The organism is Martinezella multihospitum (assembly GCF_900094585.1).
GTDB lineage: Bacteria > Pseudomonadota > Alphaproteobacteria > Rhizobiales > Rhizobiaceae > Rhizobium > Rhizobium multihospitium.
The window spans coordinates 130,565-145,622 of sequence record NZ_FMAG01000010.1 but is presented as its reverse complement, the minus strand read 5'-3'; the positions used below and the strand labels follow the sequence as shown (position 1 = coordinate 145,622).

Here is a 15,058-nt window from a genome sequence, read left to right as displayed (position 1 = left end):
GAGCATGCGTCGAAGGTTTGTCAATGTCCCATACCATAATGCCAGCAGGCATCCCACCCGCTGCAACGCGTTCCGAGCAAACGGCGGTTCAGATCAGCGGCGCGCGGCGCGGCCGCATACTACTGTGGGCCGCGACCACGTTGCTGTTTGCGACGCTCGTCCTGCAGGTTCTCGAAGCCACCGGTGCAACATCAATTGGCCTTGTCAACTGGCGTCCGCTGCTCTTCGCTTATATTATATGGGCGAGTGCGCTATGTGCCGCGCAGGTCATGATCCGTGGTGAAGACGGGCAGCGCGCTGTCTTCGTGCTGCCAGCGGTCCTCTTCACAGTGGCAATGGTCGTGTTTCCTACCGTCTTCGGCGCTTATATCGCCTTCACGGACTGGAACTTGAGTGCTGTCGCCGGCCGTCGTTTCAACGGGCTCGACAATCTTCGCGCACTATTTTCGGACACCTATTTCTGGAACGCGCTGCTCAACATGGTCTATTATGTCCTGTCGGTGCTGGTGCAATATGCCATCGCCTTCGGGCTTGCTCTATTGCTGAATGCGGAGATCCGTGCGCGCAAGTTCTTCCGCGTGGCCTTCCTGCTACCGCTGATGCTGAGCCCGGTGGCCGTTAGCTGGATGATCGGCAAATCGCTGATGGAATACCGCTTTGGTCCGGCGGCCACGCTCGCCCGCCACCTCGGCTGGGACAATCCTGCTTTCTTTGCAACACCCTGGCTGGCGCGGACCTCCATCATGGCGATGGATGCCTGGGTATCGATCCCCTTCATGATGATCCTGCTCCTGGCTGGCCTGCAGGCGCTGCCGGCGGAGGTGAAGGAAGCGGCGAAGGTGGACGGCGCCTCCGGTTGGCAGAGTTTCAAGGAGATCACCTTTCCCCTAATGCTGCCGGTCAGCTTGACCGTCGTCATCTTGCGCATCATTTTCCAGCTCAAGCTCGCCGACATCGTCATCAACGTGACGGCAGGGGGGCCGGGTGGCGCGACCGACACCGTGTCGAGCTTCATCTTCCGCGAATATCGCGACCGCTCGAACGTGGGCTACGGCACCATGCTCGCTGAATTTTACCTCGTTGTCATCATCATCGTCGTCGCGCTCATCCTCAAAGGTGCCAGCCGATGGATGCAGCGATCCAACTGAGGCACCTGCTATGGTCAACGCCACCGACACATCCTCAGCCAGCCCTTCCGTGAGGCGCCCTTTGTCGCGGTACGGAAGCCTTTGGCCCGGCCGACCACGATTCCTGACGCCCAGCCTGCTGATCTACGCTGCGCTGATCTTTTGGGCCTTCATTTCCTTGTTTCCGATCTACTGGACGATCACGACCTCGTTCAAGACGGCGGTCAACGTCACGCAGGGGCACCTCATCCCCTTTATCGATTTTACGCCCGACTGGAAGGGCTGGCGCTCGCTCGGCCTCTCGCCCGATACTCTGCTTTCCCCATCCACCGTGCGCGACGAGTTCCTACGCCGGTTTCTCAACAGCATCGTCGCCTCTGCCGGCGCCTCGTTCCTGGCGGTCGTCATTGGCTCGCTTGCGGCCTACGGGCTCAGCCGGTTTTCATACAAGTTTCTTTGGATGACGAACAAGGACATCTCGTTCTTCTTCCTGTCGCAGTTGATCCTGCCACCCGTTGTCCTCGCCATGCCGTTTCTTGTTCTCTACAAGAACCTCATGCTGCTCGACACGCTGATCGGCCTCGTGCTCGTCTATACGCTGATGGTGCTGCCGATCGTCATCTGGGTCATGCGCGACCAGTTTGACACGATTCCGGTTGAGCTTGAGCAGGCGGCTTTGGTCGATGGATGCTCGATCTGGGGCGCGTTTGTGCGCATTGTCCTACCGATTGCACTGCCGGGCATGGTGGCGGCTTTCATCCTATCGGTGATCCTCTGCTGGAATGAATATTTCTTCGCAGCCTTGCTGACGAGCTCCAATGCAAAGACTCTGCCGGTAATGGTGGCGAGCCAGACCGGGTCGCAGGGGATCAACTGGTGGTCGATGGCAGCGATCGCGACCGCCGCGATCATGCCCCTTGTGCTCGTCGGAATCTTCCTGGAGCGCTTCATTGTCAAAGGCCTGACTGCGGGCGCAGTCAAATAGAAGCCTGGAGGAGCCGCCATACCAAGACCTTCCATAGGACGAAAAATATCGACATGCCGCATGCCTGCAGAGGGCGCTGCGCTAGTCGTGGTGTCGACCGTTCCCGACGACCGGTCATCGACACGACGGGTGCCGGCGATACCCTGTCGGCAACTTTTTGTGCGCTCGATTGAGCTGACCATTCTTTGGCGTCGGCCGCTTAGGCCGCAATTACTTCGGCATGGTCGTCAAACTTAGCGGTTAGCAGCCTGAATGCCGCTCGAGCCTAGGTCAAAGCGGTCATGTCCAACGACCTCTTCGGTTGTCGCAGGTCGATCAAACAACCACGGACTTTTCAAGATTCCGGGGCCTGCTTTGACGAGTTCTACAGCACCGAGCAGCAAGTCGAAAATTCATGCACCGGGCATCTTGTCCTCACGAATTGGTGCACCGCACAACATTTATAACTTTACAAACATGGATTAATTTGTGAAGTAATAACCCATCGACCAAATGAGCTGAAAATCGTGACCAATTTGAAATTCGCTACCCGCCTGAACTCTTTTGCTTCCAAGCCACAGGCCGAGTGGCCGAACCTGTCCGGCAAACCGACCATGTTGCAAATGGCGGCGCGTGCTGCAAAGGTCGACGGCCTGACCGACCTTGATCTCAATTATCCAGACCACGTTACGGCGGATCCAGCGCTCCTGGCGCGCCAGATTGGCGACCTAGGACTGGCGATCAATGGTTTCGCCATGCGCTATTATACTAACCCGGCCTTCAAGATCGGTGCCTTCACCAATCCTGACCCAATCGTTCGTCGCGAAGCAATTGACCTGACAAAAAAAGGCATTGATGCAGCCCGCGCCGCCGGCAGCAACTTGATGACCCTTTGGCTTGGTCAGGACGGTTTCGATTATGCTTTCCAGGCGGACTACCATTTGTTGTGGGAACACGAAGTTGAAGGAATTCGTGAAGTTTGCGCCCATGATACGGATTGCCTCATTAGTATCGAATACAAGCCCAATGAGCCACGCTCCTTTAGCCTTATGCCGGATGCGGCCACAACGCTTCTGGCGATCAAGGACGTGGACATGCCCAATCTTGGCGTTACCCTCGACTTCGCGCATGTGCTCTATGCCGATGAACAGCCTGCCTTTGCCGCGGCACTGATCGCCCGCCACAGCCGTGTCCTCGGCGTTCATCTGAACGATGGCTACGCCAAGCGCGATGACGGCCTTATGGTCGGTGCTGTGCATACTCAGCAAACGATCGAGCTTCTCCGCCAGATCCGCAAGGATGGTTATGACGGCGCGATCTATTTCGACACATTCCCTGACATGACCGGTCTCGATCCGGTGCACGAATGCGAGGTGAATATCCAGACCGTCAAGCGGATGCTTGCTGTCGTGGAGCGCCTCGAGCAGGACAATCGGCTTTCCGGCGCGGTTGCCCGACAGGACGCAGTGTCCGCTCAGGCCGTCATCCAAGAGTTGATGCTCGGCTGAGCTGCCCAAACGCCTGATTTTGTTGGAGCCCAAGACCCTTTGTAACCTAAGGCACGCCGGAGGCGTGTTTGTTGAACACCCGGGAGGAACCGATGAAGAACTTTTTGAAGACGACCCTCGCTGCCAGCATCGCGGCAAGCTTTCTGGTCAGTGCTGCCTTGGCACAGGACCTCGCCCCGTTGAATTCCGACACTGAAAAGGACAGGATGGATTGGTCACAGCTTGAAGCCAAGCTGGGCGCTTTCCCCAAGCTTCCCGAAGGCACCAAGGCGGGCGCGGTTTCCAAGACCTTGACAAACGAATACTGGCGTTCGCTCGGTGAAGGCTACGAAGCGTTCGGCAAAAAGGTCGGCGTGCCTGTCGTCTATCAAGCAGCACAAAGTGAAGGCGACCAGCTCGGCCAGCTTACGATCGCTGAAGGCCTGATCACTCAGGGCTACAATGTCCTCTTGGTCTCACCGCAGACGGACGCCAATCTGCAGCCGGTAATCGAGCAGGCCAAAGCCGCCAATGTGCCGGTCGTGAACGTCAACGACGCCGTAATTCCTCAGGCGGAACATTACGTCGGCAACGTCCAGCGCGACAACGGCGTGCGCGTCGCCAAGTGGTTCATCGAAAATCGTCCGGAGGGCGGCAAGGTGGCGATCGTCGAAGGCCAGGCTGGCGTCTACGCTGCCGTGCAGCGCACCGACGGCTTCAAGTCAACGATCACGCAGAACGGCAAGTTCCAAGTCGTGGCCAGCGTTCCCGGAAACTGGGATCGCCAGACCTCCTATGATGCAGCGACCAACATCCTAAACCAGCATCCCGATTTGATCGGCTTCTATGCTAATAATGACGGCATGGCGCTGGGCATCGTCGAGGCGGTCAAGGCCGCCGGTCTTGCAGGCAAGGTCGCGGTGTTCGGCACGGATGGCATTTCGGATGCCTATGCGTCGATCAAGGCCGGCGATCTGACCGGCACGGTCGACAGCTTCCCGGTGCTGACGGGCGAAGTTGCGCTCGAGACAGCACTCCGCCTTGTCGCCGGCCAGAAGTTGCCCCGCGTCGTTGCAACCCCTCAGGCGCTCATCACCAAGGACAATCTCGACCGCTACAAGGGCGAGGGTGTGGACGTCCGCGCCGTTCTTATGGAAGACGCCAAAGCCGCCAAGTAATAGAGGTTGCAGATGCCGGCCGCGACCGGTCGGCATCTCTCTCCCCCAGGAGGTGAAAAAATGGTGCCGAGACTGAGATTCGAAGCGATTTCGAAGAGCTTTCCGGGGGTGAATGCCCTGACAGATGTTTCCTTCAACATTGCTTCCGGCGAGATTCACGGGCTGCTTGGCGAAAACGGCGCCGGAAAATCAACGTTGCTGCGGATCCTCTCCGGCGTTTTTCGCCCTACGTCCGGCACGTTTTTCGTTGATGGTGAGGCTGCGGCCTTCAAGAAGCCTATGGATGCCCGCCAAGCTGGCATCGCGATGATCCATCAGGAATTGCAGCAGGTGCCGCATCTAAGCGTTGCACAAAACATGTTCCTCGGACAATCGCTGACCCGCATGGGCGGCCTGTTCGTCTCGCGCCGTGAGCAGGAAATGCGCGCGGCCGAAGCTTTGTCAATGCTCGACAAGAGCATTGATCCAGCCGCGCCGATCTCCTCTTTGAAGGTGGCACAGCGCCAGATTGTCGAAATCGGCCGCGCCTTGCTCGACAAGGCGAAGGTTATCGCGATGGACGAACCAACCTCGAGCCTGACGCCGAGCGAATTCGACCGTTTGGCGCAGGTCATCGCAAGCCTTTCCGCCAGCGGCGTCTCGATCATTTACGTCTCACATAAGATGGACGAAGTTTTCCACATCTGCCAGCGAGCCAGCGTCATGCGTGACGGCAAGCTTGTCGGGATGGTCGATCTCAAAGCGGCCTCCGAAAAGGACGTTATCGCCATGATGGTCGGACGCGAGCTGATGCAGGAGGAGCATCATTCGTTCGCCACGAAGACGATCAAGCTGGAAGCAAGGAACCTTTCCTCGTCGGCAAAGATTCGCGACGTCTCGTTTTCTCTTCACAAAGGTGAGGTGCTCGGGATTGCTGGCCTTGTCGGCTCGGGCCGAACTGAATTGTTGCGATTGATCGCCGGTGCCGATCGCCTGAGCGCGGGCTCCCTTGCGATTGACGGCAAGCATGTCAGTCTTTCCAGTCCGAGGGAGGCGATTGCCGCCGGCATTGGTCTGGTGCCCGAAGAGCGCAAGCGGGAAGGCATAATTCCTCTGCGTTCCGTCACCCATAATATGGCTCTCGCCTCGCTGCCGAGTTTCTCGTCCGGCGGCATGATAGGCACTGAAAAACTTCGCACAGCAGCGAAAACCTTGTTGAAGCGCGTCAATCTGCGGCCATTCCAATTGGATCGCCCGATCCGTCTTTTCAGCGGCGGCAACCAGCAGAAGGCGATTATCGCTCGCTGGCTGGCTGCGAGATCGCAGATCCTTCTCTTCGACGAGCCAACCCGTGGCATCGACGTCGGCGCCAAGTCCGAGATCTACCGCCTGATTGAGGATCTCGCCAGCGAAGGTCACGCGATCATCGTCGTTTCTTCAGAACTTCCAGAAGTGATCCGGCTCTCCGACCGCGTACTTGTGATGCGGGAGGGGCGGATTGCTGCCGATATTCCTCGCGATCGACTGTCTGAAGCCGAGATAGTTGCACATGCCATACCGGGTGCTAGCTCGGCTGCGGCCGATAGCCAAACAGCGCAGCCTGCGTGAATTTGTTAGGACATTCCATGACCACTTCGCCTTCCGAAATCACCTCCGCGACGGTCTTCCACCGCTTCTCATTTTCGCTGCGCGATGCGGGAACATTAATCGGCCTTGTCGTCATTATGGCGGTATTCGCCACACTAGTTCCAGGCTTTTTGTCAGAGCGCAATCTCGTCAACATCCTGCAACAGTCGAGCATCAACGCGTGCCTGGCGCTTGGCATGACGCTTGTTATCATTTCCGGCGGCATCGACCTGTCGGTTGGCCCGACCGCAGCCATCTCCGCCGTCATCACCGCGACCCTTCTGCTTGCCGGCACCCCTGTCCCGCTAGCCATCCTTGCAGGATTGGGCATCGGGGTCGTCTGCGGCTTCATCAATGGCGTGCTTGTGGCCTATGTTGGCCTGCAGCCCTTCATCGTGACGCTTGGGACCCTGAGCACCTATCGCGCCATCGCGCTCATTTACACGGGCGGCAATCCGGTTCTCGGCATTCCGGCAGATTTCCGGTCTCTGTTCAATAGCAGCATTGTGGGTATTCCAGCGCCCGTCGCCATCGTGGCCGTTGTTGCCCTCACTGCCTGGATCCTGCTCAAGAAGACGCCCATTGGCGAATATTTGATGGCTGTTGGCGGCAACGAGGAGGCCGCATATGTGGCAGGCGTTCCAATCGCCCGTACAAAAATCACCGCCTATGTCATCTCCGGTGGTCTGGCAGCTCTTGCATCATTGATTCTGATCGGTCGTCTGGGTGCCGCAGAGCCAATCCTCGGCAATCTTTGGGAGCTTGATGCGATTGCAGCTGCAGCGATCGGTGGAGCATCTCTGATGGGCGGCAAGGGTAGCATTTTCGGGACCATCCTTGGTGCAATTATCCTCGGCGCGATGCGTAATGGTTTGACTCTGATGAACGTGCAAGCCTTCTATCAACTGCTCGCAACCGGCCTTATAATCCTCGTCGCGATGATGATCGATCGCGCCACACGCGGACGGGAATAAGGGGACGAGAATGAACACTGAAAGCTTCGACATGAAAGCAGTGGGCCCACGCATCCGGATGATGATGCCGCTGCTCACGCCGCTCGAAGCAAAAGTGGTCGATACCGTCTTCGCCATGCGCGACTTCAGCGACGAAACCTCGCTTAAGCAGATCGCTGAAGATGCCGGAGTGTCGGAGGCCATGGTGGTGAAGATCACCAAGAAGCTCGGCTTTTCCGGCTTCCGGGACTTTCGCTTCGCGGTGAGCCAGTACAACCAGCAACCGACGGCCGAAATGCATCAGGAGCTGTCAGTAGACGATACATCGCTGGAAATCGTGCAGAAGGTTTTTCGAACCTCGATCCACGCGCTCGAGGAAACTCTTGCCATTCTCGACATGGCAGCATTCGACCGTGCTGCCGATCTCATCCGTAAAGCGGTGACCCGCGATTTTTACGGGGTGGGCGGCTCGGCCCAGATCGCGCGCGACGTGGCGCATAAATTCTTGCGAATCGGTGTTCGCGCCAACGTGTTCGACGATTCGCATCTTATGTTGATGTCGGCGTCGCTGCTGGGCGAGGGTGATATCGCTGTCGGCTTCTCCCATTCCGGCAATACGACCGCGGTGATCGAAGCGCTCCAACTTGCCCGCCGGAATGGTGCGAGGACCATCGCCGTCACCAATTACGATTCCTCGGCGCTCGCCCAGTCCGCCGACGTGGTTCTGTGTTCTACGGCGCAAGGGTCGCCGCTGATGGGGGAAAATGCGGCGGCACGTATTGCCCAGCTCAACATTCTTGATGCGGTCTTCGTAGCCGTTGCCCAGCGCGACTACCAAGCTGCCGAACGCAACCTCGAACGCACAATGTCAGCCGTCAAATCCAAACGAAAAGATCGCCTTCCATGACATCTTCGCCCCTCGTCACCGTTTTCGGCAGCCTTCACTATGATATAGCCGTCTTTGGGCCGGCTCGCCCTCGTAAGGGCGAAACCGTCGCCGGGACGTCCTGGCACCCAAAATTCGGCGGGAAGGGAGGCAATCAAGCCGTTTCGGCTGCTCGGAGAGGGGTTCCCACCTCGATGATCGGAGCGGTCGCCGACGACGATTTTGGACGCTTCCTGATTTCCAACCTTCATCGAAGACATGTCGATCACACGTTCGTCCGGCGTGACGCATCACAGTCGACGGGCATGAGCGTCGCAATTTTCGACGCCGAGGGGGACTATGGCGCCGTTATCGTGTCGGGGAGCAACCTGACGCTCGGCCATCAAGATGTCGAGGCAGCGGGCGAACTGCTTGGTAGGACAACAATTCTGGTTTTGCAAAACGAGATTCCGGATGCGGCCAATATCGCGGCAGCAAAAGCTATAAAACTTGCTGGCGGTCGTGTGTTGATTAATGCCGCACCCGCGCGCGCCCTGTCGAACGAGCTACAACCACTTATCGATATCATCGTCGTGAATGCCATCGAGGCCGAAACGCTGGCAGGAGTCCCCGTGGTCGAGACACTCGGTGGCGCGCTTGAGGCTGCGCGCGCACTTGTGCGGATCTTCCCCGAGGTCGTGGTCACCGCCGGCGGCGCGGGTGTGGCCTATGCCAACAGTGAGGGAAGCGAGATTGTGATCGAGGGTTTGAAGATCAAGGTAGAAAGCACACACGGAGCAGGTGACGAATTTATCGGCGTTCTTGCAGCCGAACTGGCCGTGGGAACAGCAATGAAGAACGCCTTGGCCAGAGCGAATGAGGCCGCGGCGAAACTGGTTGCAACAAAGGAAACTGATCGCGACTGACCATGTAGAGTCAGACATCTTCCTGCGGGAAAAGATGGCGTGATGACGGCTTATGCTGCAGTTCTGAAGAAGGGTGGCTTGAGACCTCGATATCGCCACAGACTGTAAGCCAGAAAATCTCTTGCGCGCTTACAAGGCAGCGAGCGAAAGCTCGGCGGCTTGAGGGTACATTTGTCCAAAATCAGGGGGGCCGACGGTGAACTCGAGAAAACCCGAATCTGCCCCGAATTTGTTCGCGTTTTCAAGTTCCGATCCCGGATTCTCGAGTGAGGCTATTTCAGACGTACTGATGCCGGTGCGATACTCCTTCCTAGACGGTGTCACGCGGTTTGAACATTCGGTCGAGATTGTGCGAGTGGGAGAACTCCACTTTTGGAACGAATGGTCTTCATCTGGATTTGCGTTCCGTGCCGAGCAAACTCCAGACAAGCGCTTTGAGCTGCACTTTATCGATGCGGGCCAATGTACGTCCACGACGAACTGTGAAACGGTAGCGGCAAGTGCCGGCCAAGCTTATCTTTTGCGGAATTATAAGGCCCACCACACCGTTTGGAGCCCACAGTCCAAACAGGTGGTTGTTTCGATTCAGGAAGCACGCCTTTCTAGACTTATTGCCGACGAATTTTCCATACTGTCTGCCGACCTAACCGCGTTACGATCCGTGGTTGATTGCAATGAGATCAAGATTCAGCGTCTGAGGCAGTTGGCAACACTTTTGGTAACGTCCGGAAGCGAGGAGCGGCAGGGGGAGGTGTCAATTGGCACGCATTTGCTCATTGAAGCATTCCTCGCACTGTTCATAGAATGCTGGCCAACGGATAATGCCCGCTCACATCAACATGTCGCAAGACCTTACTACATCAAGCGGGCCATCGCATGGATGAATGCCCGAGCTCTACAGAGGATCACTCTGGAGGACCTTTCGTCGGCTGCGGGAGCGAGCGTTCGTACGTTGCAGCTTGGGTTTCGGAAATATCTTGGTGTCAGCCCGATGGCTTATCTTTTTGCAATCCGCCTTGAGCGCGCGCATAAGGATCTCCTGACGGAAGCACCCTCAGTTACCGTGGATGAGATCGCAAGACGGTGGGGATTTTCAAATCCGGGCAAGTTTGCCGCGCATATACGCCTTCGCTACGGCCAAAATCCGCTAGCTATACGTAAGGCGGCTTTGCCGCGAAAGTAAGATCGGCCTCTCCCAGTTAATCGCTGCGCGTGGGAAGTAGATCGGCTGCCATTTATTCAAATTGCGCAAGTTCGTCCTATCTGCGCAATGCAGTTTAACGGCTTTGGTAGACGGTATAATTCTGTCAACCAATTGGGGCCTCTATTGTGTCTCGCAGGACAGCGAAGGGATGCTTTCCCAGCCTCGTTTCGAGATGCAGCCGGTTTGGATCTTTCGTCGTTCTCCTAAGCCATCTGACGGCATGAGGCCGTGTTCGTTTGCCGTCGGCGGAACAAACTTGTTCCAGCCACACCTTGATCAAGCAGTTTTGTCGCCTGGGAGCCATTTATGAAACGTCCAACCATCAAAGCCGCGCTCACATGTGCGCTAACGCTTATTGCGACAACAGTGATTGCATTTTCGATCGTCTCGGTGTCGAGCATGGGCGCTTTGGATAAACGTACCCAGGATATTACCTCTAGGTGGCTTCCAAAGGTCGCGCTGTCGAAGGACATGAATATTGAACTTTCCAACGCGAGCCTTGGATATCACAATTATATTATGGCTTTGACCTTGGACTCGCTGAAATCCTCGGAGCAAAGCATTTCGGCGGCAAATTCGGCGTTCCTTGGAGCTGTGGCTCAATATGAAGTTCTCATCAGCGACGACTATGGCCGAGATCGGATCTCGAAGGTCAAGGCGCTGTTTGCCGACTTGAACAAACTCGGCGACATGGCAATTTCCCTCGCCCGGGCCAGAAAACTCCCTCAAGCGACCGAGTTGCAGCAAACGCGGATGCAGCCTCTAGAGAACGAGATCCGAAAATTACTTGGCGAGATCGTCGTCGTGGATACCGACGGCGCGGCAGCTTCTCAAAGAGCCAGTGCGGAAACCTATCGATCGACCCTGGCTATCACTTATTTGATAATTTCGCTCTGCCTTGCGGTCATCGTTGCGGCGATATACTTCGCAATCGTTGGCGTAGCAAAGCCAATCCAAACTATCACTGTATCCATGAAAAGGCTCGCGGAGGGTAATACAGATTCCCCGGTTCCCTATGCCGGTCGATCGGATGAACTGGGTGAGATGGCCGCAGCAGTCGAAATTTTCCGCGCGAATGCCGTCGAAAATTTGAGGCTTCAACAGGAGGCGGATACGAACCGAAACCAGTCTGAACTGGAGCGTCATCGGAACGCAGAAGCCGAACGGATAAGGGGCGAGGCCATGGCCCAGGCGACGAGGGCGCTGGAAGAAGGCTTAAAGCATCTGGCCAGTGGCGATCTGACATTCCAGTTGGAAAACCCGTTTGCGATCGAATTCGAGACACTTCGGGCCGACTTCAACGGCGCTGTCGCTCAACTGGCTGAGACACTGCGCGCTGTCACTGAAGCAGCTGACGCAATCGACACTGGGAGCCGGGAAATCAGTGCCAGCTCCGACGATCTCTCCAAGCGGACGGAACAGCAGGCAGCGTCTCTTGAAGAGACTGCCTCTGCCCTCGACGAGATCACAGTGAATGTGGCGAATTCTTCCAAACGCGCCGAGGAAGCGCGCCAGGTGGCTATGGAGGCAACCGAAAGCGCCAGTCAATCCGGAAGGGTTGTCGCCGATGCGGTAGATGCGATGCAAAAAATCGAACAATCATCGGACCAGATCTCCAATATCATTGGGGTCATCGATGAGATTGCGTTTCAGACGAACCTGCTCGCACTGAACGCCGGCGTTGAAGCCGCGCGCGCTGGGGATTCAGGAAAGGGCTTCGCTGTGGTTGCTCAGGAAGTGCGCGAATTGGCACAGCGCTCGGCTCAGGCCGCGAAAGAAATCAAAGAGCTGATTCGCAACGCTTCGAGGGAAGTTCAAAACGGCGTCCAATTGGTGCGCGAGACGGGCGATGCATTGAGGACAATTGAGGACCACATCGTAGCGATGAACCAGCATATGGCTTCGATTGCCACATCATCGAAAGGACAATCCGTGGGTCTTGATGAGGTCAATACGGCGGTCAACCAGATGGATTACGTCACTCAGCAAAACGCAGCCATGGTCGAGGAGACGAGCGCAGCAGGCGCACGGCTTGCAAGTGAAAGTGGGCGTCTTCGGGAACTTATCTCAAAGTTCAAGCTTGACTTAGATCTTCGTGTGACCGGGTCCGTAATGCCAACCATGGTTCACGGGTGGTCATACCATTGAGCGGCGGCCGGCAAATTGCCTAAATTGCGCATCGTTCTGAAGAACCCGGCCTTGGGGCATTTGGCTAGGGTGCTCGTAAAGGAATTCTCCGCCAGGCATTTCGCCCACTTATTGCAGCTTGCCTTCCGGCCGGCCGGCTTCACGAAAATAACTCTGTCGAACTTTTTGCGATCCATGTTTACCGTTGCACATGGTAGTGACCTAGCGATCGGGCCAGCATGAAGTGGCAGCGCTATCAACTCCATTTCGCACGAGCGCACTCAGCCAAGAACGTAGCTCGTACGATGTGATCGCCATCAGTGTAGAAGCACCTAGGTCGGTTAAATTGGGAATGCTTGATCGGCTTGGCAGCACCGGCACGACATTTCATGCTGATGACCTCGGCACAAGCCGCCCCGGCATGACAACCATTTCGGCATCGCGCTTTCCGGCGATCATTGCGACAACGGCGTCCACCATCTCGACGGCCGGCTGCTCGTAGCTCGTCAATCCATAAGCAGGGGCGCCTCCGAGCTCGATATTGTCAAAGCCGACGACTGCCAGGTCTTTCGGGATTGCGAGCCCGAATTCGCTCCGGGCGACATCCATCGCTCCCATTGCCAATATGTCATTTTCACACATCAATACGTCGATGCGCGATGCGGGCGAAGTAGCGCTCAAATAGGTACGCGCCGCCTCGGCGCCGGCCTGCGCGCTATATCTCTCCGCAGCCAATTCTGTCACGCCTTCGATACCTTTCGCCCACCAGAAATTTGTATAATGATGGCGCCTGCCGAGCGCCGTCGACAGGGTTCTCGCCCCCGTCATAAAGCCGGGACGGCGATAGCCCTTGTCGAACAGATAGTCGACGATTTCGCTGAGAGCGAGTTCGGCATCGCAGGCAATGGCGGGGACGCCGGGGATTTGGCTGTCCCTCGCAAGTACGAACATCGGCGGGAAACCTGGGCCAAGACGTCGATCACCCAGCGTTTCCTCGCGAAAGGCCGTGCCGAAGAGGATCACCGCATCGAACTGCCGCTGGTCTGCGTTGATCAACGCGTGAACGTGATCGAAATGGCGGTTGATGTTGATTAATACGGTCAGCAGACCCTCCGCCTGCAGGCGCTCGGTCAACATCTCCAGAACCGGAAGCTTGTGCGGATTGGCGAAGTCGTCGACGAAGACGGCGACCTGATGGGTGGTGTTGGTCGCAAGGCTGCGGGCGAGAAGGTTGGGCGAATAATTCAGGGCCTCGGCAGCCTGAAGCACCTTTTGTCGGCTGGCATCCGTAATGGAGGCACCGGGTGTGAATGCACGGATAACAGTCCACTTCGATACGCCGGCAGCCTCCGCCACCTCTTTCGCTGTCGCCCGTTTGCGCATGACCGTCTCCTCCTGAGTGGAATGAATATTCCACAAAAGAATAAAAATGGAATGGATGCTTGATTTTTGTCGACAATAAAGTAGTTTTATCGAGCTTGCTACCGGGTGCAAAATGGAGTTGCAACCGGTAGCACTGGGAGGTTCGCGTAGAGCGGACTGTTTTTTGGGAGGGTAAAATGAAATTTGGTTTGAAATCGCTTCTCACGAGCGCAGCCATCGCTGCCGCGCTCATGTGCTCTTCGGCAATCGCCAATGCCGCGGACGTTCACATCGTTGCCGTCACCCACGGCCAGGCCAATGATCCTTTCTGGTCCGTCGTCAAGAATGGCGTCAATTCAGCGGCGAAGGACATGGGCGTCAGCGTCGATTACCGCGCTCCGGAAACCTTCGACATGGTGTCGATGGGGCAGCTCATCGATGCGGCCGTCAATCAGAAGCCCGACGGGCTCATCGTCTCCATTCCCGATGCCTCCGCGCTCGGACCGTCGATCAGGAAGGCTGTCGCCGCCGGCATTCCGGTTATTTCCATCAATTCCGGTTCCGACGTTTCCAAGGAACTGGGAGCGCTTCTTCATGTCGGCCAGGACGAATATACCGCCGGCAAGGCAGCCGGCGCGAAGCTGCATGAGATGGGCGGCAAGGAAGGCCTATGTGTGAACCAGGAGGTCGGCAACGTTTCGCTCGACCTGCGCTGCAAAGGCTTTGCCGATGGTTTCGGCGGCAAGGTTACGGTTCTTCCGGTCAGCAACGATCCGGCTGATGTCCGCGCGAAGGTCAAGGCGGCGCTGAGTTCCAATACGGCTGTCGACACTGTCATGGCGCTTGGTTCCGGTACCGCCGGCGAGCCCTCTCTGGCGGCGGTCGAGGATGTCGGAATGACCGGCAAGATCAAGGTGGCGACATTCGACCTTTCAGCTGATTTCCTGAAGGCCGTGGCCGATGGTAAGGCTGCCTTCGCGATCGATCAGCAGCAGTTCCTGCAGGGCTATCTGCCGGTCGTATTCTTGGCCAACTATGCCAAATACGGGCTTATTCCCGGGGGTAATGTTCCATCCGGCCCGAACCTTATCACCAAGGAAAAGGCCGCCCAAGTCGTGGATCTTTCCGCCAAGGGCATTCGCTAACCGGAATTGCCGAAAGGCATTCTCCCAGAATCTCCTCCCCCTTGATGGGGAGGGGGTTTGGCTGTCTGACCGCGCTGCCGAGCAGCGCCAACGCTACCCTAAATTATGATCCGTG

Annotated in this window: 12 protein-coding genes; 11 read left to right on the top strand and 1 reads right to left on the bottom strand. The window is 57.0% G+C overall.

The window, feature by feature from the left end; genetic code table 11:
• Positions 1 to 23 precede the first annotated feature (23 nt).
• The 10 genes from GA0061103_RS30320 (at position 24) to GA0061103_RS30275 (ending at position 12,457) form a co-directional block, all read left to right on the top strand.
• Entirely contained in the window at positions 24 to 1,148 is a 1,125-nt protein-coding gene (locus tag GA0061103_RS30320) for a carbohydrate ABC transporter permease (RefSeq protein WP_092718265.1), read from the top strand.
• A gap of 10 nt (positions 1,149 to 1,158) precedes the next feature.
• Positions 1,159 to 2,112, top strand: a complete 954-nt coding sequence (locus tag GA0061103_RS30315) for a carbohydrate ABC transporter permease (RefSeq protein WP_425349564.1) — start codon at positions 1,159 to 1,161, stop codon at positions 2,110 to 2,112.
• Positions 2,113 to 2,627: 515 nt separating this feature from the next.
• Positions 2,628 to 3,599 (top strand): sugar phosphate isomerase/epimerase family protein, encoded by a 972-nt coding sequence (locus GA0061103_RS30310; protein ID WP_167376674.1) that lies wholly within the window; start codon positions 2,628 to 2,630, stop codon positions 3,597 to 3,599.
• A 92-nt stretch (positions 3,600 to 3,691) separates the two neighbouring features.
• On the top strand, positions 3,692 to 4,756 hold the full coding sequence (locus tag GA0061103_RS30305) for a sugar ABC transporter substrate-binding protein (RefSeq protein WP_092718259.1): 1,065 nt from the start codon (positions 3,692 to 3,694) through the stop codon (positions 4,754 to 4,756).
• 60 nt (positions 4,757 to 4,816) lie between these two features.
• Entirely contained in the window at positions 4,817 to 6,343 is a 1,527-nt protein-coding gene (locus GA0061103_RS30300; protein WP_092587977.1) for a sugar ABC transporter ATP-binding protein, read from the top strand.
• 17 nt (positions 6,344 to 6,360) lie between these two features.
• Positions 6,361 to 7,335 carry an ABC transporter permease gene (locus GA0061103_RS30295; RefSeq protein ID WP_092587976.1) on the top strand — a complete coding sequence of 325 codons (975 nt, stop codon included), beginning with the start codon at positions 6,361 to 6,363 and terminating at the stop codon, positions 7,333 to 7,335.
• Positions 7,336 to 7,345: 10 nt separating this feature from the next.
• A complete protein-coding gene (locus GA0061103_RS30290) occupies positions 7,346 to 8,221 on the top strand; it encodes a MurR/RpiR family transcriptional regulator (protein ID WP_092587975.1) in 876 nt (291 codons plus the stop codon).
• Complete coding sequence (locus GA0061103_RS30285) at positions 8,218 to 9,105, top strand: PfkB family carbohydrate kinase (protein WP_092587974.1); 888 nt, start codon at positions 8,218 to 8,220, stop codon at positions 9,103 to 9,105. The genes GA0061103_RS30290 and GA0061103_RS30285 overlap by 4 nt, the downstream gene beginning before the upstream one ends.
• 196 nt (positions 9,106 to 9,301) lie before the next feature.
• A complete protein-coding gene (locus tag GA0061103_RS30280; RefSeq protein WP_139187126.1) occupies positions 9,302 to 10,288 on the top strand; it encodes a helix-turn-helix transcriptional regulator in 987 nt (328 codons plus the stop codon).
• A 327-nt stretch (positions 10,289 to 10,615) separates the two neighbouring features.
• The gene (locus GA0061103_RS30275) at positions 10,616 to 12,457 is read left to right on the top strand and encodes a HAMP domain-containing methyl-accepting chemotaxis protein (RefSeq protein ID WP_092718256.1); all 1,842 of its coding nucleotides are present in this window, start codon (positions 10,616 to 10,618) and stop codon (positions 12,455 to 12,457) included.
• A 366-nt stretch (positions 12,458 to 12,823) separates the two neighbouring features.
• Here the strand turns inward: GA0061103_RS30275 and GA0061103_RS30270 are convergent, their stop codons facing one another.
• The gene (locus GA0061103_RS30270) at positions 12,824 to 13,819 is read right to left on the bottom strand and encodes a LacI family DNA-binding transcriptional regulator (protein ID WP_092718252.1); all 996 of its coding nucleotides are present in this window, start codon (positions 13,817 to 13,819) and stop codon (positions 12,824 to 12,826) included.
• A 176-nt stretch (positions 13,820 to 13,995) separates the two neighbouring features.
• Between GA0061103_RS30270 and GA0061103_RS30265 the strand changes: the two genes are divergently transcribed.
• The gene (locus tag GA0061103_RS30265) at positions 13,996 to 14,943 is read left to right on the top strand and encodes a sugar ABC transporter substrate-binding protein (protein WP_092587969.1); all 948 of its coding nucleotides are present in this window, start codon (positions 13,996 to 13,998) and stop codon (positions 14,941 to 14,943) included.
• The last annotated feature ends 115 nt before the right edge of the window (positions 14,944 to 15,058 follow it).